Origin of the sequence: Frigoribacterium sp. ACAM 257 (assembly GCF_007954365.1) — a bacterium.
In the GTDB taxonomy this organism is placed as follows: domain Bacteria; phylum Actinomycetota; class Actinomycetes; order Actinomycetales; family Microbacteriaceae; genus Frigoribacterium.
The window spans coordinates 138,697-165,062 of sequence record NZ_VOLO01000003.1; the positions used below are offsets into that span (position 1 = coordinate 138,697).

Sequence of the window (26,366 nt, forward strand, 5' to 3'; positions counted from 1 at the left end):
GGTGCGCCGCACCGGGGCGCGCGCGGCGACCAAGGCGCTGTCGGCGAGCCTGCTCGTGGTCGTGACCGCCGTCGGCCTCGTGCTCGTGCCCGCCGCGACCGCGTCGGCCGACAGCATCCGCGATGCCGAGTACTGGCTGTCCGACTACGGCGTGCGGGAGGCCTGGCAGACGACGCGCGGCGCGGGCGTCACGGTCGCCGTGATCGACACGGGCGTCGACGGCTCCGTCCGCGAGCTGCAAGGTGTCGTCGTCGGGGGCACGGACATGTCCGGGCAGGGCTCCGCCGACGGTCAGAGCCCGGTCGGCTCCGACGACCCTGCCCACGGGACCCTCGTCGGCTCCCTCCTCGCAGGACGAGGCACGGCGACCGGCGACGGCGTGATCGGCGTCGCGCCCGAGGCCGACCTCCTCTCGATCTCGGTGGGCTTCGGCGCCGGCGCGGTCGACTCCGACCAGCAGATCGCCGACGCCGTCACCTGGGCCGTCGACCACGGCGCCGACGTCATCAACATGTCCCTGACCCGCAACACCCTCGACTGGCCCACGAGCTGGGACGAGGCGTTCCTGCACGCGCAGGAGGAGGACGTCGTCGTGGTCGCGGCGGCCGGCAACCGCGGCAGCGGCACGACCGAGGTCGGCGCGCCCGCCACGATGCCGGGCGTCCTCACCGTCGCCGGCGTCGACCGGTCGGGCGCGGCGAGCTTCGACGCCTCCAGCCAGGGCATCACCATCGGCGTCTCGGCCCCCAGTGAGAAGCTCGTCGGCGTGGGCCCCGGCGACGTGCACTACAGCTGGAGCGGCACCAGCGGCGCGACGCCCCTCGTGGCGGGCATGGTCGCGCTCGTGCGGAGCGCCCACCCTGAGCTGGGCGCGGCTGACGTCATCAACCGACTGGTGTCGACGGCGGATCCCCGGGGCAGCTCGCTCCCCGATCCGTTGTACGGCTACGGGCTCGTCGACGCGGCCGCCGCCGTCCGGAGGACGGTCGCGCCCGTCTCGGCGAACCCCATGGGCGACCTGGCGGAGTGGATCCGCGTGCACCGACGGGCCGACGCGCCGACGCCCTCGGCCGGGGCCGTCGCCCCCGTCGAGCCGGCTCCGGTGCCGACGCCGCAGAGCGACGGCGACCACCCCCTCCGTGCGCTGCTCCCGACGGTCGAGTCGATGCGCTCGACCGGGCTGCCGCTGATCGTCTTCGCGGTCTTCGGCGCGGCCCTCGTCGCCGTCGCCGCGGGAGCGGCCCGCCAGTTCAGGCGACGACACGAGCAGGAGTAAAGTCGTCGTGCCACCCCACCACCTCGAGGAGTTCACCCCTGTGCCCAAGATCCTGATCGTCGGCGGCGGCTACGCCGGTTTCTACACAGCCTGGAAGCTCGAGAAGTGGCTGCGCGCCGGGGAGGCGGAGGTCACGATCGTGGATCCGCTGCCGTACATGACCTACCAGCCGTTCCTCCCGGAGGTGGCCGCCGGCTCCATCGAGCCGCGCCACGCAGTCGTCTCCCTGCGTCGTCACCTCAAGAAGACCACCGTCGTCACGGCGAAGGTCACGAAGGTCGACCACGCCACCAAGACGGCCACCATCACGCCGGAGGTCGGCGACCCGTGGACGGTCGACTACGACCAGGTCGTCATGACCGCGGGCGCCGTGTCGCGCACGTTCCCGATCCCGGGCGTCGCCGACGAGGCCATCGGCCTCAAGACCATCGAGGAGGCGGCGGCTATCCGCGACAAGCTCCTCACCAACTTCGCGGCGGCCGCGAACCTGCCCGCCGGTGCCGCACGCGACCGCCTCCTGACCGTCACGGTCGTCGGTGGCGGCTTCGCCGGCATCGAGGTGTTCGCCGAGCTGCGCAGCTTCGCCAGCGACCTGCTCAAGAAGTACCCGCAGCTCACCATCGACGACACGCACTTCCACCTCGTCGAGGCCATGGGCCGCATCATGCCCGAGGTGTCGCTCGAGACGAGCCACTGGGTGCTCAAGAACCTCGCCGAGCGCGCCGCGACCGTGCACCTCGACACGCAGCTGAAGTCCGCGGTCGGAGGCGTCATCGAGCTCTCGACGGGCGAGTCGTTCGAGTCCGACCTGATCGTCTGGACGGCCGGCGTCATGGCCAACCCGATGGTGCGCAGCACCGACCTCCCCCTCGAGGAGCGAGGGCGCATCACCGTCAAGGCCGACCTCCGCGTCGTCGACGGCGAGACGATCGTGCCCGACGCGTGGGCGTGCGGCGACGTCGCGGCGACCCCCGACCTGACCGGCAAGGGCGTCGGCGGCTTCTGCGTGCCGAACGCCCAGCACGCCGTCCGGATGGGCAAGCACCTCGCCAAGAACATCACCGCGTCGCTGCGCGGCGAGGGCGTGGCCGACTACCGTCACGACAACCTCGGTGCGGTCGCCGGGCTCGGCGTCGGCGTGGGCGTCTTCCAGAGCGGCAAGTTCGTGCTCAAGGGCCTGCCCGCCTGGGCCGCGCACCGGGGCTACCACGGTCTCGCCATGCCCTCGTTCGAGCGCAAGTTCCGCGTCGCGACCGGTTGGTGGAACAACATGTGGCTCGGCCGTGACATCGTCTCGCTCGACAACCGCGAGCGTCCCCGTGCTGCGTTCGAGGAGTTCGCGTCACGTCCGAAGGCCGAGGCCGCAGCTCCGGCAGCCCCGGCGACGCCCGAGCTCGGCAAGGTCGCCGGCGAGCCCGGCCCGGCCTACGCCAACCCGGCCGACGAGAAGGGCGCGCCCGCCGAGGGGGAGCCCGCGAAGGCCGCTCGCAAGACACCTGCCCGCAAGCCTGCCGCCAAGAAGTCGGCCACGGCGAAGGACGCCGACGCAGCACCCGTCGACGCCGGGCGCGGCTCGCTGTCGACCAGCGACTGAGCCGACCTGCTCGCCACGACGCCCGCCCGCTGACCCCAGCGCGGCGGGCGTCGTCGTCCCCGCCGCGGATCGTAGGCTGGGTCCACGCCCTCGTAGCCCAACGGTCAGAGGCAGGCGACTTAAAATCGCTTCAGTCAGGGTTCGAATCCCTGCGGGGGCACCCTCGTTCCTCCCTCCGCCACGGCTGTGGCGAACCGTCACGAAGGCCCGTCGCGCGCCTCCCAGGGAGTACTTCGTGACGGTTCACACACCCTCAGGGAGGGGCTAGAGAGCGCGGCGGGCCGGCTCGACCCACGTGGTCCAGAGCCAGGCGGCGACCGCGAGCAGCGCGGCGACCAGGCTCGTCACCAGGAGTGCCGGCAGGGGGAACGACGAGGAGGGTGCGCCGACGAAGACGGCGGCGGCGACGGACACCCCGACGACGGCCAGCACGCCGTAGATGGTCTTCGACCAGGCCCAGACGTGGCGACCCGGCAGCGAGCCGACCGGGAGCAGGTGGACGACTAGCGAGCCGAGGCCGGCCAGGCAGACGGTCGCGAGGGACTCGCGGCCGAGCTGTGGCCAGGCTCCCGCGGCGTCGACGAGCCCGTGCAGCACCCAGGCGGTCGCGGGGACGACGACGCCCGCCGAGAGCTGCGCCGCCGAAAGGACTCCGCGGTCACGTCCGCTCGGGGTGCGTCCCGTACCCACGGCGTGGTGGCCCCCGGGGCGGACGGCTCCCAGCGTCGTGACGAGGAGGACGCCCAGGACGAGCGGGGGATCGAGCGAGAAGAGCCGGGTGGCGCCGCAGGCCACGACGGCGGCCAGCAGGAGACCTGGCGACATGCGGACGCGGAGTGAGAGGCCGAGGCGCCGTGCGACGAGCACAGCGGGAAGGAGGACCACGAGGCCGTTCAGCGCCACGAGCCCCACGACGATCCCGGCGAGGAGGCGCGCGTACTGGACCTGGCCGTCCACGCCGGCGGCCACGGCGATGGCGACGGCACCGGCGGCCAGCGCGAGACCGGACGCGACACGGGGGTCGACGGCACCGCGGTTGAACGAGGTGGGGAGCTCGGACGACCGGTTCCGGCCGGTCAGACGTGCTGCGCGAGGACGGAATCTGCCCCGGGCCGAGGCCGCGGCGAGCCGGGACGGCCCGGCGACGAGGACGAGGAAGAGCAGGGCCACCGCGACGCCCAGCGGCCAGACCGGGCCGCCGAGCGTCTGGGCGAGGGTGGGCAGGTCCGCTCCGAACGTCGTCGCGGTGGCCCACGTGCCGGTCTGCGTCCCCTCGTCGGTGCCGGGGGCCGTGTTGCCCGGAGTTCCGCCGTCGTCGGGTCCGACCGGAGAACCCGGGGCCCCGGCACCGTCGTCGGAGGGCCCTGTGGGCGCCGTGGGCGGCGGGACCGCACCGGGCGAGGGCGTCGCGGTCGGCCCGGGACGGGGCGTCGCCGTGGCGCCGGACGACGGCGGAGCGCTCGCCAGCACCCCGATCGTGACGCGGACCGCAGCGCTCGGCGGGCCGTAGTTGCCGGCCTGGTCGACGAGGGCCGCCTGCACGACACGGTCACCGTCCCCCAGCTCGCTGCCCCCGGCGCTGCACGACCAGGTGCCGCCGCCCGAGACGGTGGCCTGGCAGACGGGCGTGCTGTCGACGTAGACCGTCGCCAGCGCCCCGGCCTCGCCCGTCCCGGACACCGCGAGGGGCAGGGCCGCGACGCGCTGGCCGGACGTGGGGCTCGTCACGACCGGGGCCACGGGGGCGTCGCGGTCGACGACGACGCTCGACGCCGGCGAGGAGGCGGAGACCGGGACGTCCGGCACGGCAGCCGACGACTGGACGGCACGGACGGCGTGCCGACCGGACGGGAAGCCCGCCGCGGGCAGCACCGCGACCCAGCTGCCGTCCGCCGACGTGGTCGCCGTGGCGGCGGATCCCGACTCCGAGGTCACGGTCACCATGGCGCCCGGGAAGGCCGCCCCGCCGATCTTGGCGCCGACGAGCAGGCCGGAGCCGACGGTCGGAGCCGTGAGGACCGAGAAGGAGGGGGACGTCGCCTGGTCGAGGTCGGTGTGGTCGAGGTCGGTCACGACGGCCGTCCAGCCCGCTCCGCTCGGGACCGAGGCGGAGCAGCTCCAGGCGCCGGTCGTCGTCGTCGTCACCGAGGGGCAGAGGTCGCGGTAGGCCCCGTTGCCCGTGAGAGCCACCTTGACCCTGGCCGCCGGCGTCGCCTCGCCCTGCACCAGCACCGTGCCGGTGGCGCTGTCGTCGACGGGCCGCACGGTCGGCGCCGTGGGGGTCGCGGGCGGCGTGGTGGGGTCGGGGGTCGGGGTGGGCGCCCCGAGCTGGGGTGCGGGCGACTCCGTGGGAGCTCCCGCCGCCTCCGCAGGTCCGATCGGCCCGATCGTCGCGGACAGGCCGACGAGGAGGGTGCCGACCGCGAGGACCCAGGCGAGGCGGGCCCGCCGGCCGCGTCGGCGGTCACCGAGCTCGCGTCCGGCGACGGAGGCGGGACGCGGCGAGGGGAGGATCGTGGAGTCGAGCACTGCTCCCCATTCAGCACGCTGCCGGGGGACCTGTCAATCGGTCGCCAGGACCAGTTCGCGCCCGCGCCGCGGCCCTCGGGCCCTCATGCGACAGGTGATGTCGAGAGTTCCCCCCGAAGACGCCCCGTCCACGGGGAGCCCCCATCCGGTCCATTTATAGTGGCCCACGCATCGACGTGACCCTCGACCGGCATCCTGAGGACGACCGCGACGCGTCCACCCGAGCCGTATCCCCAAGGAGTCACCACCCATGCAACCGGCCCTCATCGCCACCCTGGTCGCCGTCGGGATCATCGTCCTGCTCGTCGTGATCGCCGGCATCTACCTCTGGTCGACCTACAACAGCCTGGTCACGCTCAAGGTCCGAGTCGACGAGGCGTGGAGCGACATCACGATCCAGCTGAAGCGCCGGGCCGACCTGATCCCGAACATCATCGAGTCGGTCAAGGGCTACGCGTCGCACGAGGCGAAGGTGTTCCAGAACGTCACGGAGGCGCGGGCCGAGACCCTGGGGGCACAGACGCCCGCAGAGGCGTCCGCCGCCGAGGGCCACATGCAGACGGCGCTCAAGAGCATCTTCGCCGTGTCGGAGGCCTACCCGCAGCTGCAGGCGAGCCAGAACTTCCTGCAGCTGCAATCGGAGCTCGTCGACACCGAGGACAAGATCCAGGCCGCGCGCCGGTTCTACAACGGCGGTGTCCGCGAGTTCAACACCAAGACACGCACGTTCCCGAACACCCTCTTCGTGAAGCGCCTCGGCTTCACCGAGCGCGACTTCTTCGAGGTGGCCGAGCCGTCGGCCATCGCCGAGCCGCCGCGCGTCCAGTTCTAGCGCCGCGGCTCCGCCAGGGCTCCTGCCATGTACTCGGCCATCGCGCGGAACAAGCGCAACACGGTCTTCATCGTCCTGATCTTCCTGCTCATCGTGGGCGCGCTGGGCTTCGCTGCCTCTGCCCTCTGGAACAGCCCCTCCATCGGCTTCGTCGTCCTCGTCGGCGCCGCCGTCTACGCGCTGATCCAGTACTTCGCCGCCGGGCGGCAGGCGCTCTCGATGAGCGGCGCGCAGGAGGTCGACGGGACGACGGCGCCGAGGCTCTGGCGCACGGTCGAGAACCTCTCGATCACCATGGGCATGCCGATGCCGAAGGTGTACGTCGTCGTCGACCCTGCCCCCAACGCGTTCGCGACCGGACGTGACCCCGACCACGCGGTCGTGGCGGCCACGACGGGCCTGCTCGCGCTGATGGACGACGCTGAGCTGCAGGGCGTCATGGCGCACGAGATGGGCCACGTCAAGAACTACGACATCCGCGTGTCGACCATGGTCTTCGGGCTGGTCGTCGCGGTCGGCTTCCTCGCCGACGTCCTGATGCGCATGTCGTTCCTCAGCGCGCTCACCGGGGGGCGCAACAACAACAACGGCAACGGAGGCGGCGGCGGCTCGAACCCGGTGTTCCTCGTGCTGGGCCTCGTCGCGATGATCATCGCGCCGCTCGCCGCCGCGGGCGTGCAGGCCGCCGTCTCCCGTCAGCGCGAGTACCTCGCCGACGCGACCGGGGCGCTCACCACCCGCCACCCCGAGGGGCTCGCCAGCGCGCTCGAGAAGCTCGGCGCCTATGGCCGCCCCATGCAGCAACAGAGCACGTCCATGTCGCACCTGTGGATCAGCGACCCGATGAAGCCGGGCCTCATGGACCGTCTCTTCAGCACGCACCCGCCCCTCGCCGACCGGGTCGCGCGGCTGCGCGAGAACGCCGAGCGCTTCTAGCCCGCCTCGCCGCGGTCCGTCGCGGCCAGACCGGCCGCCACGACGGCTTGCCGCAGCTCGGCGGCCAGGTCGCCTCGCGGAACGACCTCGACGCCGTCGAGCCCTTGCCAGGCGGCGGCCCGGCCCAGCAGCGCCGCGAGGCGTCCGACGTCGACCGGCAGGTCGCGCTCACGCCACGACGCCTGCACGCGGAGGACGCCCGCCTGTCGGTCGCTCTTGAGGTCGACGCGGGCGACGAGCTGGTCGTCCTGCAGCACGGGCAGCACGTAGTAGCCGTGCACCCGCTTCGCCTGCGGCGTGTAGATCTCGATCCGGTACCGGAAGCCGAAGAGCCGCTCGGCCCGGGGGCGGTGCCACACCACGGGGTCGAAGGGCGACAGCAGGGCGTCCGCCTCGAGTCGGCGAGGCAGCCGCGCCTCGGCGTGCAGCCACGCGGACGACGCCCAGCCGTCGACCGACACGGGCTGCACGACGCCCGCGTCGTGCAGCTCACGGAGCGCGGGCACGACGTCGGCCGCCTTCAGCCGCCAGTAGTCGGCCAGGTCGGAGGCGGTGGCGACGCCGGAGGCGCGGGCCGCGTGGGCGACCAGCTGGCGGTGCGCCTCGCCCCGGTCGACCTCGACGCCCAGCACCGCTGCCGGCAGGACCTGCTCGGGCAGCGCGTACACGCGCTCGAAGCGACGGCGACCCGCGCTCACCAGCGAGCCCACGCGGAAGAGGGCCTCGAGTCCGCGCTTCACGTCGCCCCACCCCCACCACGGGCCGGTGCGGGTCGGCGACGGGAACAGGTCGGCGTCGTGCTCGACGAGGCTGGCGGGCAGCGGGCCCTTCTCCCGGATCTCGTCGAGCAACCAGCGCGCCATCTGCGGCTTCGTCGAGAGCCACGAGTTCTCGTCTGCCCGCCAACGGCCGTCGTAGTCGCTCATGCGCCAGCGCATGAGCGGCCAGCTCGCGACGGGGAGGATCGCCGCCTCGTGCGCCCAGTACTCGACGAACCGGCCCCGAGGCGCGAACACGAGCCGATCGAGCGCGTCTCGGTCGTAGTGGCCCAGTCGGGCGAAGACCGGGAGGTGGTGGCTGCGCTCGAAGACGTTCACCGAGTCGATCTGCAGCAGGCCGAGCCGGTCGACGAGGCTGGTGAGCTGGCGCGTGCCCACGGCCGTCGAGCCCGGGGCGGCCGCCGGCCGGCCGAGGCCCTGCGCCGCCAGGGCGACGCGGCGGGCGAGGGCAGGGGAGAGGCGGTCACGGGGCACGGTGCGAGGCTAGCCGTGACCTCCGACACGAGACCGGCCCGGCGCCTCCTCCCGCCCCCTCGGTGCATGCCGAGCGGGGCATGGACGACGGGGCGGAACACCACCGGGCCCGCCCTACACTGAGCGCATGATGCGCCGCAGCAGGCTCCCGCGGGGAGCGGCCGAGAAGGTGACCGACCCGAGCGCCCCCTCGGGGTGGGCGCCCGACCCGTCGGTGCCGCGAGGCATGGTCATCGCCGGCGCGTGGTCCTGGCGGGTCCTGCTCGTGGTGGCGGTGGTGGCCGTGTTCGTCTGGCTGGTGATCCAGCTCCGCATCATCGTCATCCCGTTCCTGGTCGCCCTGCTCGTCTCGGCCCTGCTCGTCCCCTTCTCGGGGTGGCTGCAGCGTCACCGCTGGCCGAAGTGGGTCGCGGTCGTCGTGAGCCTCGTCGGCTTCCTGGTCGTCGTCGCGGGGCTCTTCACCCTCGTCGTCCTGCAGATCGTCGACGGCTGGCCGGCGCTGCGCGACCGGTCCGTCGCCTCCTACGGCGAGCTCAAGGACTTCCTGCTCGCGTCGCCCCTCCACCTCACCGAGGGGCAGCTCAACGGCTACGTGAGCGATGCGGTCGCCGCGCTGCAGCAGGACAGCCAGCCCCTGCTGCGGGGCGCCCTGTCGATCGGCTCGACGGCGGGCCACGTCGGCGCGGGGCTCGTGCTCATGCTCTTCACGACGATCTTCCTGCTCGTCGGCGGCGGCGAGATCTGGCGCTGGGTGGTCAGGCTGTTCCCGCGCGCCGCGCGCGAGGCCGTCGACGGGGCGGGCCGGGCAGGCTGGCTGACGCTGACGAACTTCGTCAAGGTGCAGATCTTCGTGGCGTTCGTCGACGCCGTCGGCATCGGGCTCGGCGCGCTCCTCCTCGGGCTGCCGCTCGTCGCGCCGATCGCGATCGCCGTGTTCCTCGGGTCGTTCGTGCCCGTCGTCGGCGCCGTCGCCACCGGGGCGATCGCGGTCGTGATCGCGCTCGTCTACAACGGCTGGGTGGTCGCGCTGCTGATGCTCGCCGTCGTGATCCTGGTCCAGCAGATCGAGGGGCACCTCCTGCAGCCCTTCGTCATGGGCAGCGCGGTCAAGGTGCACCCGCTGGCCGTCGTCTTCGCCGTGGCGGCCGGCGCCCTCCTCGCCGGCATCCCCGGAGCGCTCTTCGCGGTGCCCGTCATTGCCGTCCTCAACGTCATGATCGGCTACGTCGCGAGGGGCTCGTGGCGCACGACCCCCCGACCGACGTCCGCCGACGTCACCTCGCCCGGAAAGGCCACGGATGTCTGACCTCACGATCGCCGGTCCCACGCTGCTCGAGATCGAGGAGGCGCGCGAGCGCGTCTCGCGCGTCGCCCGCGTCACGCCGATGGAGAGCTCGCGGTTCCTGGCCGAGCTGCTCGGGTCGCCGGTGCACCTCAAGTGCGAGAACCTCCAGCGCACCGGCTCGTACAAGATCCGGGGCGCCTACAACCGCCTGACGCAGCTGACGGACGAGGAGAAGTCGCGGGGCGTCGTTGCGGCGTCGGCGGGCAACCACGCCCAGGGCGTCGCCTTCGCCGCCCGCGAGCTGGGCATCGCCGCGACGATCTTCATGCCCGTCGGGGTCGCCCTGCCCAAGCTGCAGGCGACGAGGGAGTACGGCGCCGACGTCGTGCTCAGCGGCCACGACGTCGAGCAGGCGCTGCGCGCGGCCGCCGAGTTCGCCGCGAGCACCGGCGCGGCCCTCATCCCGCCCTTCGACCACCCCGACGTCGTCGCCGGCCAGGGCACCCTCGGCCTGGAGATCCTCGAGCAGGTCCCCGACGTCGACACGATCATCGTGCCCATCGGCGGAGGCGGCCTCATCGCCGGCGTGGCCAGCGCGGTCGCGCAGCAGACGGCCCGGACGGGCCGCTCGGTCCGTGTCATCGGCGTGCAGGCGGCCAACGCGGCTCCCTACGCCGTGTCGATGGCGAGCGGCGTCCGCACGGACATCACGGCCCTGCCGACCATCGCCGACGGCATCGCGGTGGCCCGCCCCGGCGTGCTGAACTTCGAGATCGTGCGCCAGACCGTCGACCAGGTCGTCACGGTGGGCGACGACGACACGGCAAGGGCGATGCTCGTGCTGCTCGAGCGAGCCAAGCTCGTCGTCGAGGCAGCCGGCGCGGTGGGCGTCGCAGCCGTGATGACCGAGCAGGTGCGTGACCTGGGGACCACCGTGATCGTGCTCAGCGGCGGCAACATCGACCCCTTGATGATGGAGCGCGTCATCAGCCGCGGCCTCGCCGCCGCCGAGCGCTACCTCAAGCTGCGGGTCGGCCTGCCCGACCGGCCGGGCCAGCTGACCCGCGTCTCGCAGATCCTGTCCGACGCGAACGCCAACGTGGTCGAGGTGCTGCACACCCGCCACCAGCGGGGCCTGCAGATCAGCGAGGTCGAACTCGAGCTGAGCGTCGAGACGCGCGGGCCGGACCACGTCGAGGACGTCCTGCGGCGGCTCCGCGACGCCGGCTTCGACCCGAACGTCGACTTCTAGGCGGCAGCGCGCCGTCGCGGCCGGCGGACGCACGACGGGGGCCCCTGCTCGGCTGAGCAGGGGCCCCCGTCGTGGTCGAGTCCGGTCAGGGACCGTACCGATCAGGGCACGTAGGTCTCGACCGCGGTGACCGAGACCGTGATCTCCTTGCCGTTCGGCGCCGTGTAGCTGGTCGTCGTGCCGACCTTCTGGCCGTTGATGGCCTGGCCGAGCGGGCTCGTCTCGCTGTAGACCGAGAGGTCGCTGCCGGGCGCGATGATCTCGCGGTTCCCGAGCAGGAACGTGCTGGGGTCGCCGGCGATCGTCGCGGTCACGACGGTGCCGGGGCCGACGATGCCGTCGGCGGCCGTCGACTCGCCGACCGTGGCGTGCTTCAGCAGGTTGATCAGGGTGCGGATGCGCGCCTCGATCTTGCCCTGCTCGTCCTTCGCGGCGTGGTAGCCGCCGTTCTCCTTGAGGTCGCCCTCTTCGCGAGCGGCCTCGATGCGGCCCACGATCTCGGCTCGGCCCTCGCCGCTCAGCGTCTCGAGCTCGGCCTGGAGGCGGTCGCGGGCGTCGGGCGTCAGCCAGGTGGTGGCGTCGTTGTCTTGGCTCATGGTGTCTCCGTCCGTGCGGCGGCCAGCGCGTGCGGCGGCCCTGTCCGCGGGAGCGGGGGCCGCGCGCCCGGGCGGGGCACGCCCACCGAAAAAAGGAGACCGGCCGAGTGGCCGGTCTCGTGGGTGTCCGCGCAGTCTACGGAAGCCAGCACTCGTAGATCAAGCCTGTCACGGCGCGTTCGCTGGTCGCGAGCGACGTCGTGTAGGTGGTCGAGTACGTGCTCGAGGCCGGCAGGTGCACGACCTTCCAGCCCACGATGCTGAACTTCTGGTTCTGTGCCTGCACGGCGCAGCTCACCTCGCTGCCCGGCTGGGTGCTGATCGTGTACTGCACGTCGACCGCGCGGTCGTCGAGCACGGAGTAGCCCACGTCGGTGCTCTCGAGCTTCGAGCCGTCGCCGTCGAACGCGGCGAAGACGACCCACGCGGCGAACACCACGACGAAGGAGGCGGCGACCGCGATCGCGATCCAGCGACCGCGCCGCCGGGTGCCGGTGCTGCGCCCGTAGCGGGCGTCCAGCCTGGCCGTCTCGCCGTCGGGTCGACCGTCGGAGGCGCCGCCGACGGGCTGCTCGGGCGCAGCGGCCGGTGAGGGTGCGGGGGGCATGGACGCCACGGGAACTCCGTCCGATTATCCTTGTCCCGAGGGTAGCAACGTCTGCCCTGCACGAATTGTGAGGAACCCGTGACCCTGCGCCTCTTGGCCGTCCACGCCCATCCCGACGACGAGTCCAGCAAGGGCTCGGCGACCTACGCCTACTACCGCAGCCTCGGTGCCGAGGTGCTCGTGGTCAGCTGCACCGGGGGCGAGCAGGGCTCGATCCTCAACGAGCAGCTCGAGGCGCGGGCGCACGCCGAACGCGACATCGCGGGCCTGCGGGTGCACGAGATGCGAGCCGCCCAGGAGGCGATGGGCATCGACCACGTCTGGCTCGGCTACGCCGACTCCGGGCTGCCCGCCGAGGGCGAGCCCGTCGCGGTCAACTCGTTCGCGACCATCCCGCTCGAGATCAGCGCCGAGCCCCTCGTCTCCGTCATCCGGCGCTTCCGGCCCCAGGTCCTCGTCACGTACGACGAGATCGGCGGCTACCCGCACCCGGACCACATCCGCACCCACGAGATCTCGATGGAGGCGTTCCGTGCCGCCTCCGACGCCTCGCGCTACCCGGCCGCGGGCGAGCCCTGGCAGATCGACAAGGTCTACTACGACCGCATGTTCAGCGCCGGCCGCGTCGGCGCGATGATCACGCACCTGAAAGCCGAGGATCCCGAGTCGCCGCTGATCGAGCGCCTCACCGAGATGCTCGAGCGCTTCAGCGACCGGCCGGGCCTCGCCACGACGCACGTCCCGGTGTCGGAGTTCTTCCCCGTCCGCGACGCGGCCCTCCGCGCGCACGCCAGCCAGGTGCCGCTCGACAGCGCCTTCTTCTTCTGGCCGCACGACCTCCAGGTCGCCGCCTGGCCCACCGAGGACTTCCAGCTGGTCGAGTCGCGCGTCGACTCGCCGGTGCCCGAGACCGACCTCTTCGCCGGCGTCGCCGACCCGGACACCGGACTCGTGGGGGTGCAGGCCCGATGAGCGCGACAGGCGACCTCGTGCTGACGGCGGCCGTGCGCCTCCTCGCGCAGCCGTCGACCCCCGACGCGACCCTGCCGCCGTCGACGGTGCCCGACGTCGACGTCACGCCCGGCGTGTGGGGCTTCGTCGCCATCGCGTTCGTCGCCGTGGCGACGGTGCTGATCATCGTCGACATGACGCGTCGCGTCCGTCGCACCCGGTACCGCGGCGAGGTCCGAGAGAAGATCGAGGCCGAGCGGGCCGAGGCGGACGCCGCCGCCGCGGAGCTGGACGACGAGCCGCGCCCCCGCTCCGACGACGATCGTCGCGACGGGTCGGGGCTGCCGGACGGGCCCGACCGGCGCTAGGTCCGGCCGAGGCGGTCCGGCCGGCTCGTCCGGCGCCTCCTGCGTGTCGGCGTGTCGGCGTCAGACGAAGACGGGCGCGTTCAGCGCCAGGACCAGGATGCCCGTCCAGTGGCACAGGTAGGCCAGCACGGTGCAGGCGTGGAAGAGCTCGTGGAACCCGAACCGGCCAGGCGCCGGGTTCGGCCGCTTGAGCGCGTAGAAGACGGCGCCGACGATGTACAGCAGCCCGCCGACGAGCACGAGGACGGTCATCGGCACGGACGCCGCGACGAGGTCGGGCAGGAACCCCAGGGCGCCCACGCCCATCAAGATGTACAGCGGCACGTAGAGCCAGCGCGGCGCGTGGATGAAGAACACCCGGAACGCGATGCCGAACGCCGCGGCCGTCCAGACGAGCGTCAGCAGCAGGGCCGACCTGCCGGGCGGCAGGGCGATCGCCGCGATGGGCGTGTACGTGCCGGCGATCAGCAGGAAGATGTTCGAGTGATCCAGCCGCTTGAGGAACATCTTCGCGCGGGGGCTCCACGGGAACCGGTGGTACGTCGCCGAGATGCCGAAGAGCAGCAGCGACGTCGTCATGAACACCGCGCAGGCCCAGGTCGCGGCGGCGCCGTCGGCGAGCACGACGAGCACGATGCCCGTCGCGATCGCGACCGGGAAGGTGCCCGCGTGGATCCAGCCGCGCCAGGTGGGCTTGCGCTCGATCGACGAGTAGGCGAGGGCGTCGTCGAGCAGCGGGATGTTCGGCAGCTCCGCACCGCCGTCGTCGGCGACCGGAGAGGGCGAGGAGGTGCTCATGGGGGCGAGCGTAGGGGAGGCGGCCCGGCGACCGCTGTGACCGCGCGGGTGGGTTAACCTGGGCACGTGAAGAGTCCTGGACGGCCTCCCGTGGCCGGCGGCCTGCTGTACGGCCTGTACCAGCGTCGTCTGCGCCGTGAGCTCGACGGGGCCGAGCTGCCGCACCACGTCGCCATGATCGTTGACGGCAACCGTCGCTGGGCCAAGGCCCGCATGCTCGAGACGGCCGCGCACGGGCACCGTGCCGGCGCCGCGAAGATCAGCGAGTTCCTCACCTGGTGCGACGACCTCGGCATCCGCGTCGTCACCCTCTACCTGCTCTCGGCCGACAACCTCGGCAACCGCGCCTCCGACGAGCTCACGGAGCTCTTCGGCATCATCGGCGACGTCGCCGACGAGCTGTCCCACCAGCGCGACTGGAAGGTGCAGCACGTCGGCGCGACCGACGACCTGCCCGCCGGACTCTGCTCGTCGCTCTCCGCGGCCGAGGAACGCACGCGCGACCACGGCGGCCTGCACGTCAACCTCGCCGTCGGCTACGGCGGCCGGCGCGAGATCGCGGACGCCATGCGCAGCATCGTCCGGGCCCACGACGCGGCGGGCGGCACCCTCGACGCCCTCGCCGAGGTGCTGACGCCCGAGCTCATCGCCGATCACCTCTACACCGGCGGCCAGCCCGACCCCGACCTCGTCATCCGCACCTCGGGCGAGCAGCGGCTCAGCGACTTCATGCTCTGGCAGAGCGCCCACAGCGAGTTCTACTTCGTCGAGGCGCTCTACCCCGACCTCCGCGAGGTCGACTTCCTCCGCGCCGTGCGCGACTTCGCCCTGCGCCACCGCCGCTTCGGCAGCTGACACCGGCGGCCGTCGGCTGCTCGGTCCCTCGACGCCCGGGGCCGGGTACGGTGGAGGACCCCGATCCGAGGAGCACCACCGTGACCACCATCGACGACTTCGCCGCCGGCTTCGCCGACGAGGCGGGCTGGTTCGACTTCGCCTCGTTCGGCCCGATGGGCACGGGCGTCGTGCAGGAGGCGCGGGCGCTGACCGAGCTCCAGTCGCGGTCCCGGCACGGCTCGGTCGTCGCCCTCGACGAGCAGTCCGGACGTGCCCGCCGGGCCGTCGCCGCCCTCACGGGCTTCCCGACCGACCACGTGGTGTTCCAGCCGAGCACGAGCCAGGGCATGATGCACACGCTGTTCGGGCTGACGGGTGCGCTCGCGCTGTCTCCGCGGGAGTACCCGACGACCCCGCTCGCCGCGACCCGCGCCTCCTCGGCCCTGCGCGTGCTCGACACCGTCTGGCTCGACGTGCCGGACGACGCGGTGACGCCCGCGGTGCTGCGCGAGCACCTGACGCCGTCGGTGACGGCCGTCGCCGTCAGCGTCGTCGACTACCGCACGGGCTACCTCGCCGATCTCGAAGGCATCCGCCAGGTGATCGGCGACCGGCTGCTGATCGTCGACGGGATCCAGGGCTTCGGCGTCGTCGACGCGCCCTGGGCCGTCGCCGACGTGCTGGTCACGGGCGGCCAGAAGTGGCTGCGCGCGGGCTGGGGCACCGGCTTCATGGCGCTCAGCGACCGCGCCCTGACCGATCTCACTCCCGTGTTCAGCGGCGTCCACGGCTCGGAGATCACCCTCGGCGGCTCGTACGAGCGCGGTGCCGAGCCGGTCCCCGGTGCGGCCGCGTTCCAGCTCTCCCGCCCCGACCCCATCGCGGAGGCGCGCCTCGCGACCTCGCTGGAGGAGGTCGCGGACGTCGGCATCCGTCCGGTCGCCGCGGCCGTCGCCGACCGGGCGACCCGCCTCATCGACCTCGCCGACGAGTTCGCCGTGCCGGTGACCTCGTCCCGCGTGGAGTCGGAGCGGGCCGGGATCGTCGTGCTCGAGCCGGAGCCGCAGCACCTGACGGCGCTGACCGCCTCGCTGCTGAACCACGGGGTGAGCGTGACGGTGCGGAGCACGAGCGTCCGTCTCAGCACCCACGTGTCCAACGGCGAGGACTCGTTCGGGCTGCTCCGCGAGGCGCTGATGTCGTACGGGAGCGCGATCTCGTACTGAGGTCCCACCACGCGGCCTGCAGACCCTCGACCAGCACCTGAGGGTCGTTCACCTGATCGTCACACGACACGGCGTGCCGTGCTGGACCCGTGTCGGAGGCACGACGTAGGTTCGGCTCATCGGGCAAGTAGCCCGGTCGAGACGGCCACGAAAGTTCGCCTCGCGACTGCTCCGCGGCCGTCCTGCCGAAGGTACCGAGTGCCTCGTCGCTCGGAGATGGAGTCGTCGTGACCGTCAACACCCGGGCCGACCAGCAGAGCACCTCAGCAGACCGTCGTGCGGGCACGCCCCGAGCTGCGGTCGACCAGCGCACCTACGTCCTCGACACGTCCGTCCTGCTGAGCGATCCGCAGGCGATCTTCCGGTTCGCCGAACACGACGTGGTGCTGCCCGTCGTCGTCGTCAGCGAGCTCGAGGGCAAGCGCCACGATCCTGAGCTGGGCTACTTCGCGCGACAGGCGCTCCGCCTCCTCGACGGTCTGCGCGTGGCGCACGACCGCCTCGATTTCCCGGTCGAGGTCGGGTCGGGCGGCTCGTTCCGGGTCGAGCTCAACCACTCGAACATGTCGGTGCTGCCGTCGGGCCTCCAGCTCGGCGACAACGACTCGCGCATCCTCGCGGTGGCGTCGAACCTGGCGAACGACGGGCTGGCCGTGACGGTCGTCTCGAAGGACCTCCCGCTGCGCGTCAAGGCGGCCTCCATCGGACTCGCGGCGGAGGAGTACCGCGCCGAGCAGGTCGTCGACAGCGGCTACACCGGCCTGAGCGAGCTCGACGTCTCGAGCGACCAGATGGCGTCGTTCTGGGAGAAGGAGACGATCAGCTCTCGTGCCCTCGCCGACGTCCCCGTGAACACCGGGCTCGTCGTGCACTCCGACCGCGGGTCGGCGCTCGGTCGGGTCACCGCCCGAGGCGAGGCCCGTCTCGTGCGCGGGGACCGCGACGTGTTCGGGCTGCACGGCCGCTCGGCCGAGCAGCGGCTCGCCATCGACCTTCTGCTCGATCCCGAGGTCGGCATCGTGTCGCTCGGCGGCAGCGCGGGCACGGGCAAGTCGGCGCTCGCCCTGTGTGCCGGGCTCGAGGCCGTGCTCGAGAAGCAGCAGCACAAGAAGATCATGGTGTTCCGGCCGCTGTACGCGGTCGGCGGGCAAGACCTCGGCTTCCTGCCCGGCGACGCCGCCGAGAAGATGAACCCCTGGGGGCAGGCGGTCTTCGACACCCTGGGCGCCATCGTCTCGCAGAACGTGCTCGACGAGGTCGTCGAGCGCGGGCTGCTCGAGGTGCTCCCGCTGACGCACATCCGCGGCCGCTCGCTGCACGACGCGTTCGTGATCGTCGACGAGGCCCAGTCGCTCGAGCGCAACGTGCTGCTCACCGTGCTCAGTCGGATCGGGCAGAACAGCCGGGTCGTCCTGACCCACGACGTGGCTCAGCGCGACAACCTCCGGGTGGGGCGCCACGACGGCGTCGCGTCGGTGATCGAGACGCTCAAGGGGCACCCGCTCTTCGGGCACGTGACGCTGACGCGCTCGGAGCGCTCGGCCATCGCCGCGCTCGTGACCGAGCTGCTCGAGTCGAACGAGCTCGCCTAGGGCCGCCGGCGTGTGGACGGGGGCGGGTCCTTGCTCCACCGGGGCGACCTGCGCGAAGTCGTCCACACACGCGGGTCGACCGCAGGAGGCGGCGGAGACGGGGGCGTCAGGGTCGCCTCATGACGACCACAGAGCACGAGCACAGCCACGGCCACGGTGAGCACGGCCGACACGAGCACCGTGGAGGCGGTGACGAGCACGGCCGCGACGAGCCGCACGGCCGCGGAGAGCTCGGTCGAGACCGCCACGGCGACGGAGAACTCGGCCGCGACGAGTGCGGTCGCGGCGGTGACGAGCGCGAAGGCGACCGTGACGGGGACGGCTCGGCCCCGTTTCCGTCTCCGCGCCCGGGGCGGAGCCGGAGGCCGACCGGGATCGACGTCGTCACGGGGCTCGCGCTGCTCGGCCTCGTCGCGGCGCTCGACCTCTCCGTGCCGGGGGCGCTGGCGGCGTCGGCACTCGCGGTCATGACCGGTCCACTCGTCCGCGTCGACGTCGCCGAGCGACGCCTCCCGAACGCCCTCGTGCTGGTGGCCCTGGTCGGCGCGGCGTCCGCTGTGGTCCTCGCCGTGACCACGGGCGGCGGAGTCCCGGCGGCGTGGGCGTGCCTCCTCGGCCTCACGGTGCTCGCGGCGTGCGTCCCGCTCGTGCACGGCGGCGGCCTCGGGGCCGGCGACGCCAAGCTCGCGAGCGTCGGCGCCGTGGCCGCAGCTCTGGCATCGCCGTCGGCGCCGCTCGCCTGGCTCCTGGCGGTGGCGCTGCTCGGGGGTGTGCACGGCACCGCCGCGGTCGCCGTCCGACGACGGGGCGCCTCGCCGACCAGGGTTGCCATCCCGTTCGGGCCGGTGCTGCTCGTCGGCTGGTGGCTCGCGGTCGCCGTGGCGTCGACGGTCCTCGACGCGTCGTAGCGTCCGCGAGTGCCCGAGAAGGGACGAAGTGCCGCCGGGCCGGGCGGTACTTCGTCCCCTCTCGCGTAGGTCCCGCGGCCTGGCCTGCCTGGCCGGCCGGGCCGGCCTGACCGGCGGGCCGGCCGGCCGGGCGGCGCTGCGCGCGGCGGCTCAGCCCGGGCGGGTCATGCTCAGCACGTCGAGTGCCGAGTCGAGCTGCGCCTCGGTGACCTCGCCGCGCTCGACGAAGCCGAGGTCGACGACGGCCTCGCGCACCGTGATCTTCTGCGCCACGGCGTGCTTCGCGACCTTCGCTGCCGCCTCGTACCCGATCACGCGGTTCAGCGGGGTGACGATCGACGGCGACGACTCGGCCATGGCACGGGCTCTCTCGACGTCGGCCTCGAGGCCGTCGACGGTCTTGTCGGCGAGCACCCGGGTCGCGTTCGACAGAAGTCGGATCGACTCGAGCAACGCGGTGCCCATCACCGGGATGGCGACGTTGAGCTCGAACGACCCGGAGGCGCCGGCCCAGGCGATCGTGGCGTCGTTCCCGATCACGCGTGCCGAGACCATCAGCACGGCCTCGGGCACCACGGGGTTGACCTTGCCGGGCATGATCGACGAGCCGGGCTGCAGGTCGGGGACGTGCAGCTCGCCGAGGCCCGCGTTGGGGCCCGAGCCCATCCAGCGGATGTCGTTGTTGATCTTCGTGAGGCTGACCGCGAGCACGCGGAGCGCGCCGGACGCCTCGACGAGGCCGTCACGGGCGCCCTGCGCCTCGAAGTGGTCGAGAGCCTCGGTCACGGGCAGTCCGCTGTCGTCGGCGAGCACGGAGATGACCTCCTGCGGGAAGCCGACCGGCGTGTTGATGCCCGTTCCCGTCGCGGTGCCTCCGAGCGGCACCTCGGCCACGCGGGGGAGCGTCGCCTGCACGCGCTCGACGCCGAGCCGGATCTGGCGGGCGTAGCCGCCGAACTCCTGGCCGAGCGTCACCGGGGTCGCGTCCATGAGGTGGGTGCGGCCCGCCTTGACGACGCCGGCCCACTCGGCGGCCTTGCGCTCCAGCGACTCGGCGAGGTGCTCGAGGGCCGGCACGAGGTCGTGGAGCAGGGCTCCCGTCACGGCCACGTGGACGGAGGTCGGGAACACGTCGTTCGACGACTGCGACGCGTTGACGTGGTCGTTGGGGTGCACGTCGACGCCGTCGACGGTCCCGGCGAGGCTGGCCAGCACTTCGTTCATGTTCATGTTCGACGAGGTCCCGCTGCCGGTCTGGTAGACGTCCACGGGGAACTGGTCGTGGTGCTGCCCGCCGATGATCGTGTCGGCCGCGGCGACGATCGCGTCGGCGACGCCCTCGGGGACGATTCCCCGTCGGCCGTTCACGACGGCGGCCGCCCGCTTGATGCGCGCCAGGGCCACGATCTGCGCGGCCTCGAGGCCGGCTCCCGAGATGGGGAAGTTCTCGACGGCCCGCTGGGTCTGCGCCCGCCACAGGGCGGACGCGGGGACCCGCACCTCGCCCATCGTGTCGTGCTCGATGCGGTACTCGGTTGTGGTCACGACGTCATCGTCCTTTCCTTCGGCCCTCGTGGGGCGGTGTCACGGGGGCCGGTCGCCCCCGCGGCGTCAGAGTCGACCGATGATGATCGACGGGTCGACGCGGCCGTCGGCGAGCGCGTAGTTCGCCCCGACCACGGTCAACCTACCCTCGGCGACGGCGGCCGAGATGAGCGCGCTCCGGCCCACCAGCGACTCGACCGAGGCCTGGATGTGCAGCGCGCCGACCGCGCGCGGGTCGAGCACCGCGCCCGGCTCGAGGGCGATCGTCGCGCGCCGGACACTGGGCACGATCATGTCGACGAGGTCGCCGAGGAACCGCGACCCGGGAGGCGCGTCGCTCGTGAGCGAGTCGATGGCCGTCGCGACCGCGCCGCAGCTGTCGTGGCCGAGCACGACGATGAGCGGCACCCCGAGCACGGAGACCGCGTACTCGAGCGACGCGATCACGGTGTCGCCGACGACCTGGCCGGCGTTCCGCACGACGAAGAGGTCGCCGAGGCCCACGTCGAAGATGATCTCGGCGGCGAGACGCGAGTCGGCGCAGCCGAAGAGGGCCGCCACGGGCTCTTGCCCGCCGGCGAGCAGGGCACGCCGGTCGCTGTCCTGGTGGGGGTGCTGCGGCGCGCCCGTCACGAAGCGCTCGTTGCCGGCCTTCATCCGCTCCCACGCACGGCCCGGGGTCGGTGAGTCGGTCACGACTGGTCTCCTGTCTGGTCGGCCAGCTGCTCGGCCAGCGCGGTGGCTAGCTGCTCGAACTCGACGTCGCCGGCCGTGCCGTGCAGCACGTACGAGCTGCGGTCGACCGTCGTCGTCATCGAGTAGGCGAAGTTGCCGGGGCTCTCGCCGTCGCGGCGGTCGTACACCTGCCAGTCGAGGCCCGCGATCGTCGTCGCACCCGTGGCCGGTCGCGCCTGCACCGCGTTCGCGACCCAGGTCGCGTTGGCGTCGACGCCCTGCTCGAGGGCGATGAACTGCTCGGTGGGCGTGATGAGCCCGACGTACCAGGTGGCGACGCCGTCAGCCGTGCCGGTGGAGATGTCGGCACGGTTCGACGTCCAGCCGCTCGGCAGGTCGGGAGCGGCCAGCGGCACGTCGACGTTGCTCTCGGCGTTCTGCGCCACCGACCGGTAGTCGATCTCCTCCCGGTTGACCGTGCCGCCGGGGCGCACGACGACCAGCACCAGGAAGAGCACGACCGCGAGCGACGCCACGATGGACAACGTCAGGTTGACCGCGGTCTGGTTGGCGTAGTGCTTGCGCGTGTTCTCCGCCTTGCGACGCGCCGTCTCGTCCGGGGTCTCGGGACGCCCCAGCTCGGCCACGATGCGCGGCTCCCTGCTGCGAGAGCCGCGAGCGCCCCGAGGCTCGGGCGTGCCGGGCTCGGTCATTCGGCGGGCGCCTGTCGACGCGCGGCCTCGAGGCGCTCCCGGGCGCCGAGCAGCCACTCTTCGCAGCGGCGGGCGAGCGCCTCGCCTCGCTCCCACAGGGCGAGCGACCGCTCGAGGGTCGACGCCCCCTGCTCGAGCTCGGACACGACCGTCACGAGTTCGTCGCGCGCCTCTTCGTAGCTGAGGGACGCCACGTCGGCGGGAGCGGACGCGGAAGGGGCGGGGGAGGAGGACTGTGCCACGGGTCGATCCTAACGAGAGGTGCTGGCAGGGGAGGCGGCGTCGCTCGACGGCGAGGAGGACGTGGAGGAGGCGGGGCCTGGGGAGGAGGCGCCGGTGCTGACGGCCTGGAGCGCGCCTCCTTCGAGGGTGAGGACGAGCTCGGTCGCGTCCGGGGCGTCCGCCGGGTCGCGGAGGACGGCGCCGCCCGGCAGCTGCACGATCGAGTAGCCCCGTCGCAGGGTGCCCTGGGGCGACAGCGCCCGCAGCTGCGCGGTCAGCTCGGAGACGCGGGTGTGCGCCCGCTCGACCGCACGGGCGAGCAGCTCTTCGCCGCGGGACACGGCTCGGACGATCTCGTCGGCGCGCACGTCGACCAGGGTCTGGGGCGAGGCGAGCACCGGGCGGCTGCGCACCTGCTCGAGCCGGTCGATCTCGGTCGACACGATCTGGTTCAGCCGCACCCCGATGCGCGACCTGGCCTGCTGCACCCGCGACAGCTCTTCGCCGACGTCGGGCACCACGCGCTTGGCGGCGTCGGTCGGGGTGGACGCACGGAGATCGGCGACGTCGTCGAGCAGGGGGCGGTCGGCCTCGTGGCCGATGGCGCTGACGACCGGGGTGCTGCAGGCGGCCACGGCCCGGACGAGCGACTCGTCGCTGAAGCCGAGCAGGTTCTGGAAGTCGCCGCCGCCACGGGCGACGATGATGACGTCGACCTCGGGGTCGGCGTCGAGCTGCTGGACGGCGGCCGTCACCTCGCCCACCGAGCGGTCGCCCTGCACGGCCGCGTGCACGACGCGGAACGAGACCGATGGCCAGCGCAGCTGGGCGTTGCGCAGGACGTCTTTCTCGGCGTCGCTGTCGCGGCCGGTCACGAGGCCGATGCACTGCGGCAGGAAGGGCAGCCGCTTCTTGCGGTCGGGCGAGAAGAGGCCCTCGGCGGTGAGCTGGGCCCGCAGTCGCTCGAGCCGCTCGAGCAGGTCGCCGAGCCCGACGTGGCGCATGTCGAAGACCTGCATGGTCAGCGAGCCGCCCTTGACCCAGTAGTTCGGCTTGACCGCCGCGACCACGCGGTCGCCCTGCTTGAGGTCGGCGGGCACCCTCGACTTCACGCTCGACCAGATCGAGAACGACACGGTGACGTCTTGCTCGAGGTCGCGCAGCTTGCCGTAGACGTTGCCGCCGGAGACGTTCCACTGGGTGATCTGCCCCTCGACCCACGCCGTGCCGAGTCGGTCGATCCAGTCGCGCACCTTGCCCGCGAGCAGGCCGACCGGCCAGGGCGCGTCGGCGGTGGGCGGCGGGGTGACGATCGTCATGCAGGGTGTCCTCAGGTCGGAGCGCGGACGGGGGCAGGAGCGCGGGCGGGACACGGAGGCGGGGCCTCCCAGAACGCGACCAGTCGTCACGCCTATCATCGACGGGTGGCACACATCACGAACGGCGCCATCGCCGTCGACCTCCCGACTCCGCGCGTCCCTGCGCTGCGCAACAGGCTACGGGACACCCCCGTCAACGGGACGAAGCGGGTGTTGCTCGCGGCCCCTCGCGGCTACTGCGCCGGCGTCGACCGTGCGGTCATCGCCGTCGAGAAGGCCCTCGAGCACTACGGCTCGCCCGTCTACGTCCGCAAGCAGATCGTGCACAACGTCCACGTCGTCTCGACGCTCGAGCGCCAGGGGGCGATCTTCGTCGACGAGGTCGAAGAGGTCCCCGAGGGCTCGCACGTGGTCTTCAGTGCCCACGGAGTCTCGCCGGCCGTCGTCCAGGGCGCCGCGGACCGCGGCCTCCAGGCGATCGACGCCACCTGCCCGCTCGTCACGAAGGTGCACCGCGAGGCCGTCCGCTTCGGCTCGCAGGGCCGCCACATCATCCTCATCGGCCACGCGGGCCACGAAGAGGTCGAGGGCACGATGGGCCACGCCGCCGATCGCACCACCCTCGTGCAGAACCCGGCCGAGGTCGACGACCTCGTCATCGACGACCCGGACAACCTCGTCTGGCTCTCGCAGACCACGCTGAGCGTCGACGAGACCATGGAGACGGTCCGCCGCCTCCGTGAGCGCTTCCCGAGTATCCAGAACCCCCCGAGCGACGACATCTGCTATGCCACGCAGAACCGCCAGGTCGCCATCAAGAAGGTCGCGGTCGACTCCGACCTCGTCATCGTCGTCGGCTCCGCGAACAGCTCGAACAGCGTCCGGCTGGTCGAGGTCGCCCTCGAGCACGGGGCCAAGGCCGCGTACCGCGTCGACTACTCGAGCGAGATCAAGCAGGAGTGGCTCGACGGCGTCGAGACCGTGGGCGTGACCTCCGGCGCCTCCGTGCCCGAGGTCCTCGTCAAGGAGGTCCTCGACGACCTCGCCGACGCCGGCTACGGCGACGTGTCCGAGGTCGTCACGGCCGAGGAGGACCTGATGTTCTCCCTCCCGAAGGAACTCCGCAAGGACCCCCAGGGCCAGACCGACACCCGCGCGCTCGGCGGACGCACCGCCCGATGAGCGACGACCGCGACCAGCGGGCCGGCCGCGAGCAGCGCGACGGCGGCCGCGAGCAGCGCGACGGCGGCCGCGACGGCGACGCGGCCGCACCGACCGGGCGCGATCCGCGACCGCGTCCCCGGTACGGCGAGTACGCGCCGGAGGGCTGGGTCAACCCGGTCCCGCCGGCCGACGTCGCGCCTCCTGCGGGCCAGGCGGGACCAGCACCCGACGGCGCCCAGCCGGCCCCGCCCTCGGCGTCGTGGTCGCAGCCGCAGCAGGGCCAGGGCGCAGGAGGCGCCCAGCCCTACCCGGGACCGCCCGCCACGCCGGCAGCTCTGAGCACCGGACGCCGCGTCGACCGCGTCGCCACGTTCGTGCTGCTCGGCCTCGCCGGCTACAACGTGATCACGAACATCGTGCTCGTCTCGGGGTTCTCGCGCACGCTGCTGTCGGCGTTCTCGGCGCAGGGCTACCCGGTCGACGACTTCTCCGGGCAGGCCGCTCTGCAGCAGGCCGGCGCGGCGATCGCGATCGTGTCGCTCGTCGTGTTCGTCCCGATGCTCGTGCTCACCCTCCGCCGGCTGCGTGCGGGCAAGCTGACCTTCTGGGTGCCCCTCGCCGCGGGCGCCGTCGTCACGATCGTGCAGATGGTGCTCGTGCTCTCGGTCTTCCTCGGCGACCCGGCGTTCGTGCAGTCCTTCCTCGACAGCGCACGCCCCGCCTCCTAGGCCCGTCGTCGCCCGCTTCGGCACCGATGGCGGTCACGACGACGAGAGGCCCCGCAGCTGGTCGCTGCGGGGCCTCTCTCGTGGACCAGGAGGCGCGGGTCAGCTGCCCGACTGGCCGAAGGAGCCGAGCTGCTTGGTCGCCTCGACCACGCGCGCTGCCATCGACGACTCGGCGACCTTGCCCCAGGCGCGGGGGTCGTACTGCTTCTTGTTGCCGACCTCGCCGTCGGCCTTGATGAAGCCGTCGTAGTTCTTCAGCACCGTGTCGGCGATCGAGCGGCTGAAGGCGTACTGGGTGTCGGTGTCGAGGTTCATCTTGACGACGCCGTTCGAGACGGCCTCGCGGATCTCGGCGTCGGACGAGCCCGACCCGCCGTGGAAGACGAGCTCGAGGGGCTTCTCGCCCGTGGTGAAGCGGTCCTGGATGCCCTGCTGGATCTCGCCGAGCAGCTCGGGGCGGAGCTTGACGTTGCCGGGCTTGTAGACGCCGTGGACGTTGCCGAAGGTGAGGGCGGCGATGTAGCGGCCGTTCTCGCCGAGGCCCAGGGCCTCGACGGCCTTGGTGACGTCGCCGACGGTCGTGTAGAGCGCCTCGTTGGAGCCCTCGTGCTGGACGCCGTCCTCCTCGCCGCCGACGACGCCGATCTCGACCTCGAGGATGGCGTTGATCGCCGCGGTGCGCTTCAGCATCTGCTGCGCGATCTCGAGGTTCTCGTCGAGGGGGATGGCCGAGCCGTCCCACATGTGCGACTGGAACAGCGGGTTGCGACCGGCCTTGACCTCTTCCTCGCTGGCGGCGATGAGGGGCAGCACGAAGCCGTCGAGGGCGTCCTTCGGGCAGTGGTCGGTGTGCAGCGCGACCGTGACGGGGTAGTTCTTGGCGACCTCGGTGGCGAACTTCGCGAACGCGATCGCGCCTGCGGCACGGTTCTTGACGGTCTGGCCGGCGAAGTAGTCCGCGCCGCCCGTGGTGACCTGGATGATCCCGTCGCTGCCGGCCTCGGTGAGGCCCTGCAGCACGGCGTTGATCGTCTGCGACGACGACACGTTGACCGCGGGGTAGGCGAACCCCTTGTTCTTCGCCTTGTCCAGCATCTCGGCGTACTGCTCGGGGGTGGCGACGGGCATGGAATCTCCTTCGATCACTGACTGGGGCTGCT

General features: G+C 72.5%; 25 protein-coding genes and 1 tRNA gene. 15 read left to right on the forward strand and 11 right to left on the reverse strand.

Features of this window, described 5'->3' with window-relative positions; all coding sequences use genetic code 11:
• The first annotated feature begins 1 nt into the window (after position 1).
• From ES689_RS10500 to ES689_RS10510, 3 genes are all read left to right on the forward strand, one after another.
• Positions 2 to 1,276, forward strand: coding sequence for a S8 family serine peptidase (locus tag ES689_RS10500; protein WP_146903995.1), 1,275 nt, complete (start codon positions 2 to 4; stop codon positions 1,274 to 1,276).
• Positions 1,277 to 1,316: 40 nt separating this feature from the next.
• Positions 1,317 to 2,870, forward strand: coding sequence for an NAD(P)/FAD-dependent oxidoreductase (locus ES689_RS10505; protein WP_146904863.1), 1,554 nt, complete (start codon positions 1,317 to 1,319; stop codon positions 2,868 to 2,870).
• Between the two features lie 86 nt (positions 2,871 to 2,956).
• Positions 2,957 to 3,030: transfer RNA gene (locus tag ES689_RS10510), tRNA-Leu, on the forward strand.
• 104 nt (positions 3,031 to 3,134) lie between these two features.
• Here the strand turns inward: ES689_RS10510 and ES689_RS10515 are convergent.
• Positions 3,135 to 5,399 (reverse strand): hypothetical protein, encoded by a 2,265-nt coding sequence (locus ES689_RS10515; RefSeq protein ID WP_146903998.1) that lies wholly within the window; start codon positions 5,397 to 5,399, stop codon positions 3,135 to 3,137.
• A gap of 250 nt (positions 5,400 to 5,649) precedes the next feature.
• On the opposite strand from ES689_RS10515, the gene ES689_RS10520 reads away from it, so the two are divergent.
• Together ES689_RS10520 and ES689_RS10525 are read left to right on the forward strand one after the other, a co-directional pair.
• Positions 5,650 to 6,231 (forward strand): LemA family protein, encoded by a 582-nt coding sequence (locus ES689_RS10520; protein ID WP_197980644.1) that lies wholly within the window; start codon positions 5,650 to 5,652, stop codon positions 6,229 to 6,231.
• Between the two features lie 27 nt (positions 6,232 to 6,258).
• Positions 6,259 to 7,167 (forward strand): M48 family metalloprotease, encoded by a 909-nt coding sequence (locus ES689_RS10525; RefSeq protein ID WP_146904001.1) that lies wholly within the window; start codon positions 6,259 to 6,261, stop codon positions 7,165 to 7,167.
• Here the strand turns inward: ES689_RS10525 and ES689_RS10530 are convergent.
• Entirely contained in the window at positions 7,164 to 8,420 is a 1,257-nt protein-coding gene (locus ES689_RS10530) for a winged helix-turn-helix domain-containing protein (RefSeq protein ID WP_146904004.1), read from the reverse strand. The genes ES689_RS10525 and ES689_RS10530 overlap by 4 nt on opposite strands.
• Before the next feature lie 127 nt (positions 8,421 to 8,547).
• Between ES689_RS10530 and ES689_RS10535 the strand changes: the two genes are divergently transcribed.
• On the forward strand, positions 8,548 to 9,726 hold the full coding sequence (locus ES689_RS10535) for an AI-2E family transporter (protein ID WP_146904007.1): 1,179 nt from the start codon (positions 8,548 to 8,550) through the stop codon (positions 9,724 to 9,726).
• Positions 9,719 to 10,957: a threonine ammonia-lyase gene (gene ilvA / locus ES689_RS10540; protein WP_146904010.1), complete on the forward strand. Its 1,239-nt coding sequence runs from the start codon at positions 9,719 to 9,721 to the stop codon at positions 10,955 to 10,957. The genes ES689_RS10535 and ilvA overlap by 8 nt, the downstream gene beginning before the upstream one ends.
• Before the next feature lie 101 nt (positions 10,958 to 11,058).
• Here ilvA and greA read toward each other — a convergent pair whose 3' ends face one another.
• Both greA and ES689_RS10550 read right to left on the reverse strand, forming a co-directional pair.
• Positions 11,059 to 11,553 (reverse strand): transcription elongation factor GreA, encoded by a 495-nt coding sequence (gene greA, locus ES689_RS10545; protein ID WP_146904013.1) that lies wholly within the window; start codon positions 11,551 to 11,553, stop codon positions 11,059 to 11,061.
• A gap of 136 nt (positions 11,554 to 11,689) precedes the next feature.
• Positions 11,690 to 12,160: a DUF4307 domain-containing protein gene (locus ES689_RS10550; RefSeq protein ID WP_146904016.1), complete on the reverse strand. Its 471-nt coding sequence runs from the start codon at positions 12,158 to 12,160 to the stop codon at positions 11,690 to 11,692.
• Positions 12,161 to 12,238: 78 nt separating this feature from the next.
• Here ES689_RS10550 and mca point away from each other — a divergent pair, with 78 nt between their 5' ends.
• On the forward strand, positions 12,239 to 13,132 hold the full coding sequence (gene mca, locus ES689_RS10555) for a mycothiol conjugate amidase Mca (RefSeq protein ID WP_191330362.1): 894 nt from the start codon (positions 12,239 to 12,241) through the stop codon (positions 13,130 to 13,132).
• The gene (locus ES689_RS15630) at positions 13,129 to 13,479 is read left to right on the forward strand and encodes a hypothetical protein (protein ID WP_191330364.1); all 351 of its coding nucleotides are present in this window, start codon (positions 13,129 to 13,131) and stop codon (positions 13,477 to 13,479) included. The genes mca and ES689_RS15630 overlap by 4 nt, the downstream gene beginning before the upstream one ends.
• A 60-nt stretch (positions 13,480 to 13,539) precedes the next feature.
• Here ES689_RS15630 and ES689_RS10565 read toward each other — a convergent pair whose 3' ends face one another.
• On the reverse strand, positions 13,540 to 14,277 hold the full coding sequence (locus ES689_RS10565; RefSeq protein WP_146904019.1) for a hemolysin III family protein: 738 nt from the start codon (positions 14,275 to 14,277) through the stop codon (positions 13,540 to 13,542).
• Positions 14,278 to 14,343: 66 nt separating this feature from the next.
• Here ES689_RS10565 and ES689_RS10570 point away from each other — a divergent pair, with 66 nt between their 5' ends.
• The 4 genes from ES689_RS10570 (at position 14,344) to ES689_RS10585 (ending at position 18,840) form a co-directional block, all read left to right on the forward strand.
• A complete protein-coding gene (locus ES689_RS10570) occupies positions 14,344 to 15,132 on the forward strand; it encodes an isoprenyl transferase (RefSeq protein WP_223269536.1) in 789 nt (262 codons plus the stop codon).
• An 80-nt stretch (positions 15,133 to 15,212) separates the two neighbouring features.
• Positions 15,213 to 16,340 (forward strand): aminotransferase class V-fold PLP-dependent enzyme, encoded by a 1,128-nt coding sequence (locus ES689_RS10575; RefSeq protein WP_146904022.1) that lies wholly within the window; start codon positions 15,213 to 15,215, stop codon positions 16,338 to 16,340.
• 227 nt (positions 16,341 to 16,567) lie between these two features.
• The gene (locus ES689_RS10580; RefSeq protein ID WP_146904025.1) at positions 16,568 to 17,932 is read left to right on the forward strand and encodes a PhoH family protein; all 1,365 of its coding nucleotides are present in this window, start codon (positions 16,568 to 16,570) and stop codon (positions 17,930 to 17,932) included.
• Positions 17,933 to 18,051: 119 nt separating this feature from the next.
• Positions 18,052 to 18,840, forward strand: coding sequence for a prepilin peptidase (locus ES689_RS10585; RefSeq protein WP_146904028.1), 789 nt, complete (start codon positions 18,052 to 18,054; stop codon positions 18,838 to 18,840).
• A gap of 150 nt (positions 18,841 to 18,990) precedes the next feature.
• On the opposite strand, the gene ES689_RS10590 is transcribed toward ES689_RS10585, so the two are convergent.
• From ES689_RS10590 to xseA, 5 genes are all read right to left on the reverse strand, one after another.
• The gene (locus tag ES689_RS10590) at positions 18,991 to 20,385 is read right to left on the reverse strand and encodes a class II fumarate hydratase (RefSeq protein WP_191330366.1); all 1,395 of its coding nucleotides are present in this window, start codon (positions 20,383 to 20,385) and stop codon (positions 18,991 to 18,993) included.
• A 66-nt stretch (positions 20,386 to 20,451) separates the two neighbouring features.
• Complete coding sequence (locus tag ES689_RS10595) at positions 20,452 to 21,081, reverse strand: carbonic anhydrase (RefSeq protein ID WP_305038354.1); 630 nt, start codon at positions 21,079 to 21,081, stop codon at positions 20,452 to 20,454.
• The gene (locus tag ES689_RS10600) at positions 21,078 to 21,773 is read right to left on the reverse strand and encodes a DUF4245 domain-containing protein (RefSeq protein ID WP_146904032.1); all 696 of its coding nucleotides are present in this window, start codon (positions 21,771 to 21,773) and stop codon (positions 21,078 to 21,080) included. The genes ES689_RS10595 and ES689_RS10600 overlap by 4 nt, the downstream gene beginning before the upstream one ends.
• On the reverse strand, positions 21,770 to 22,015 hold the full coding sequence (locus ES689_RS10605) for an exodeoxyribonuclease VII small subunit (protein WP_146904035.1): 246 nt from the start codon (positions 22,013 to 22,015) through the stop codon (positions 21,770 to 21,772). The genes ES689_RS10600 and ES689_RS10605 overlap by 4 nt, the downstream gene beginning before the upstream one ends.
• A 9-nt stretch (positions 22,016 to 22,024) precedes the next feature.
• A complete protein-coding gene (xseA, locus tag ES689_RS10610) occupies positions 22,025 to 23,314 on the reverse strand; it encodes an exodeoxyribonuclease VII large subunit (protein WP_146904038.1) in 1,290 nt (429 codons plus the stop codon).
• Between the two features lie 105 nt (positions 23,315 to 23,419).
• On the opposite strand from xseA, the gene ES689_RS10615 reads away from it, so the two are divergent.
• A complete protein-coding gene (locus tag ES689_RS10615) occupies positions 23,420 to 24,496 on the forward strand; it encodes a 4-hydroxy-3-methylbut-2-enyl diphosphate reductase (RefSeq protein WP_191330368.1) in 1,077 nt (358 codons plus the stop codon).
• Positions 24,493 to 25,206: a DUF6264 family protein gene (locus ES689_RS10620; RefSeq protein WP_146904041.1), complete on the forward strand. Its 714-nt coding sequence runs from the start codon at positions 24,493 to 24,495 to the stop codon at positions 25,204 to 25,206. The genes ES689_RS10615 and ES689_RS10620 overlap by 4 nt, the downstream gene beginning before the upstream one ends.
• A gap of 99 nt (positions 25,207 to 25,305) precedes the next feature.
• On the opposite strand, the gene fbaA is transcribed toward ES689_RS10620, so the two are convergent.
• Complete coding sequence (gene fbaA, locus ES689_RS10625) at positions 25,306 to 26,334, reverse strand: class II fructose-bisphosphate aldolase (RefSeq protein ID WP_146904044.1); 1,029 nt, start codon at positions 26,332 to 26,334, stop codon at positions 25,306 to 25,308.
• Between the last annotated feature and the right edge of the window lie 32 nt (positions 26,335 to 26,366).